The 3,817-nt window shown below is 69.5% G+C and carries 2 protein-coding genes; both read left to right on the top strand.

Annotation, left to right across the window (positions count from 1 at the left end; genetic code table 11):
* A partial coding sequence (locus tag PV363_RS16510) for a CBS domain-containing protein (RefSeq protein ID WP_301022911.1) occupies nt 1-189 on the top strand: 189 nt, incomplete at its 5' end.
* A 115-nt stretch (nt 190-304) separates the two neighbouring features.
* A partial coding sequence (locus PV363_RS16505; RefSeq protein ID WP_301022910.1) for a hypothetical protein occupies nt 305-3,817 on the top strand: 3,513 nt, incomplete at its 3' end.

Below are 3,817 nucleotides of genomic sequence, written 5' to 3'. Positions count from 1 at the left end.
GTCGCGTCGCTCTCCGACATGGTCGAGGAGCACATGGCGCCGCCGCTGCCCAGCGTGGGAGCCGGTGAGCCGGTCGAGGAGGCCGTCGGCGAGCTTGAGAACGCCGATGCGGTCGTCGTCCACGAGGACGGGGATCCGGTCGGCGTGCTGACCCGTCAGGACCTCCTCGGGTACGTCGCCACGCTCTGACCCTCCAGCCCTCTGGCCCCCGACCCGGCTCCCGTGTGCCGGTTCGTCCCATCTGGGGCAGGATGCCCGTTATGCGTGCGTGAGTGCGTCACGCATGGGCCGGGTTGGGGGATCCATGGGCGGCAAGGAATTCTGGAACAAGCGGTCGGGTCGCTTCGTGGCGTCGGCCGCGGTGTTGTTGCTGATGGGTCTCCTCGGCGCGCCGCCTACGGGTGCGGTGCCGGCCGTTGCGCCTGCGGACGTCCCGCCGGCGACAGGCACCAACGCCGTCATCACGGTCAAGGTGGGCGCCGATCGTGTCGGCACGACCGGCGTCACCAACCTGGCCGGCACCACGCTGCAGCTGTACAACGGCACCACCGCGCCGACGACCCCGGTCGCCGACAGCTGGGCCACGTGTGTCTCGGACGCCGACGGGGACTGCAGCTTCGTCGTCCCCAACACCCAGACCGGGGCGGCCGGATGCCTGGGTGGCGCAGGGGTCAACTGCGACCGGAGGTTCTGGATCGTCCAGACCGACGCGCCCTCCGGCTTCACCGAGAACCCGACCCTCCGTACGGGCAACGGTGATGGGAGCGGGTCGCAGGAGACGCCGTACCGGTTCCGGACGGGCACGACCCTGCGCGCCGGCAACACCTACACCTCGGCCGCCGACTTCATGATCGGTTCGGGAAACACGAACCGTGTGGCGTCCGGCGGCGTCTGGCAGCAGTCCCGGGTCAACCCAGCGCCCGTGCAGCAGTGCGGGCTCGACGTCGCGCTGATCCTGGATCTGTCGGGATCGGTTACTGCTCCTCAGCTCGCGAATCTCAAGGCCGCAGCAGACACCTTCACCGACTCGCTCGTCGGGACGCCGTCGCAGATGGCGCTCTTCTCGTTCTCGACGACCTCACCTGCGCTCGGGGCGACTCAGAACTATCCAGGCCTCGTGCCCGTCTCCACACAGAACGGCGCGGACGACTTCAAGTCGCGGTACACCAGCTGGACCGCCAGTGGCGGCACGAACTGGGACCGCGGGCTGGCGGTCGCAGCGCAATCGTCACCGACGTACGACATCGCGGTCGTCATCACCGATGGTGACCCGACGTACTACTCCCAGCCTGCAGAGGGCCCCGGCAACTTCAACCGACTTCGCGAGACGGAGAACGGGATCTTCTCGGCCAACGCCCTCAAGGCGAAGGGCACGCGGACGATCGCCGTCGGCGTCGGCGCGGGGGTGAGCGACCCGGCCACTCGACTCAACCTGTCGGCGATCTCGGGCCCGACCCGGTACGACGGGACGAACGCGTCGACCGCAGACTACTACCAGGTCTCCAACTACGGGGTTGTGGGTGACGCGCTGCGCGAGCTGGCGCTCGGAGACTGTGCCGGCTCCTTGTCGGTGGTCAAGCAGATCGTCGGCGCCGACGGCGACATCGCCAACGCCACGCCCGGCGGCGCCGGATGGACCTTCGATGCCTCGACCGCGTCGACCGGTGTGACACTGCCGACGACGAGCGCGACGACGGACTCCTCCAGCGCGGTGAACTATCCCATCACCTTCAGCGGCGGCGTGACCTCCGGCGCGATCGAGGTGCAGGAGCAGACTCAGCCGGGGACCGCGCTCTTCCCGGTGGGCGGAGCGAACGCCGTCTGTACGAACCTCGACACGGGCGCGAGCGTGCCCGTCGTCAACGCCGGGGCGGCGGGCTTCACGGTGGACGTGTCGAGCACGGCCGCGGTGAGCTGCACGGTCTACAACCAGGCGGCGGCACCGGCGTCGGTGACGGTGGACAAAGAGTGGGTGATCAACGGCGCCGACCCCGTGCCGGAGGGCAATCAGCCCTCGGGGTTCACTGCTCAGCTGACGCTCACCGGTCCAGGCGACGACCCGGCGACCGACCAGGGGTGGGGGGTCACCCGGACGGGATACGTGGCGGGTGAACAGGTCGTGATCGACGAGGAGGTGACGCTGGAGGCGCCTGCTATCGATCCTGACCTTTGCGAGGTCTCTCCGGGCGAGATCGTGGAGATCGGCGGTGAACCGGTGACGCCGATCCCCCTGGCCGACACCGGGTACGCGGCTGATCTGGTCGAGGGCGCCAACAGCTACACCGTCCGCAACACGGTCGACTGCGAGTCGCGCCTCACGCTCGCCAAGGACGTCGAGGGAAGCGCCGCCCCGACCCTGTGGGACCTGGCCGCCCTTCCCGCTCCCGGCACACCGGCGGGGCAGCTGCCCGGCCCGAGCGGACAGGCCGGAAGCGCCGCGGTCACCGACCAGATCGTCACCGCGGGCATCCCGTACCAGCTCGCCGAGTCCGGCGGCCCTCCGACGTACCTCCAGGTCGACAACCGGACGAACCTGCAGACCTATCCGCTCTCCACGGGCTCGTGGACGTGTATCCGCATCGACGCCGACGGCGGCCAGATCCCCGGCTTCAACGACGGCCTCAACGGCGGCGTCACCGTCCCGATCGCGGAACGCATCAGCTGCACCGCGACCAACCAGACTGGACTCCTCACGCTCGCGAAGGATGTCGTCAACAACTCCGGCGGTACGGCCGTCGCCGCAGACTTCACGCTGCGTGCTGAGCCGAGCCCGGTGCCGGCGGTGCCGGGACTCGCCGACGTCGCGGTGATCGGTGAAGCCCGCGGTGAGGCCCAGTCGGTCGAGGTCCGTCCGAACCATCCGTACACGCTGAGTGAGTCAGGGGTGGAGGGTTACGAGCTCACCGAGCTGCTGTGCTTCGTCGACGGGACGCCGCAGCCAGCAACTGAGGTCGTCGTGCGCGCCGGCGAGAACGTCGTGTGCGTCTTCACCAACACGGACGACCCCGCGCAGCTGACGCTGCGCAAGCTCGTCGACGCCGGCTCGACCGGGGCGACGCAGACACCGGCGGACTGGACGCTGACGGCGACGCCGCAGGACATCCCAGACCAGGACCCGGTCAGCGGCGACGGCGCCGACGGTGTCACTGACGTGAACGTGATCGCCGGGACCTATGACCTGAGCGAGGCCGGCCCGGAAGGGTATGACGCGAGCGACTGGACCTGTGAGGGGACCGGCGGGACGCTCGAGGGCTCTGCCGTCACGCTCGCCAACGGCGCCAGCGTGACCTGCACGATCACCAACACTGCTCGGCCATCGTCGTTGACGTTGGTGAAGGAGGTCGTCAACGACGCCGGCGGCACTGCGGCGCCGACGGACTGGACGTTGTCGGCGACGGGGCCGACCGGGGGCATCTCGGGGGTGACGGGGTCTGCGCCGGTGACGAACAGGGACGTGGCGGTCGGCTCCTACGCCTTGGCCGAGTCTGGGGGACCGGCGGGGTACGGGGCCTCGCAGTGGGTGTGCGTCACGGACGGGACTTCGCTACCCGTGGTCGCAGGATCCGTGTCCGTCGGCCTCGGTGCTGACGTGACGTGCACGATCACGAATGACGATGCGCCGGGCACGTTGACGTTGGTGAAGGAGGTCGTCAACGACAACGGTGGGTCGGCGGAGGCGACGGAGTGGACTCTGTCTGCTGATGGGCCGACGCCGATCAGCGGTGCTACCGGCAGTGACGCGGTGACCGGTGCGACGGTGGAGGCGGGTGAGTACGACCTGTCGGAGGTTGACGGGCCGGCCGGTTACGCAGCGTCG

Source organism: Mumia sp. (assembly GCF_028803055.1).
Classification (GTDB): Bacteria; Actinomycetota; Actinomycetes; order Propionibacteriales; family Nocardioidaceae; genus Mumia.
Note: the sequence above shows the minus strand (reverse complement) of the source record. Positions and strands in the feature narration are given on the sequence as shown.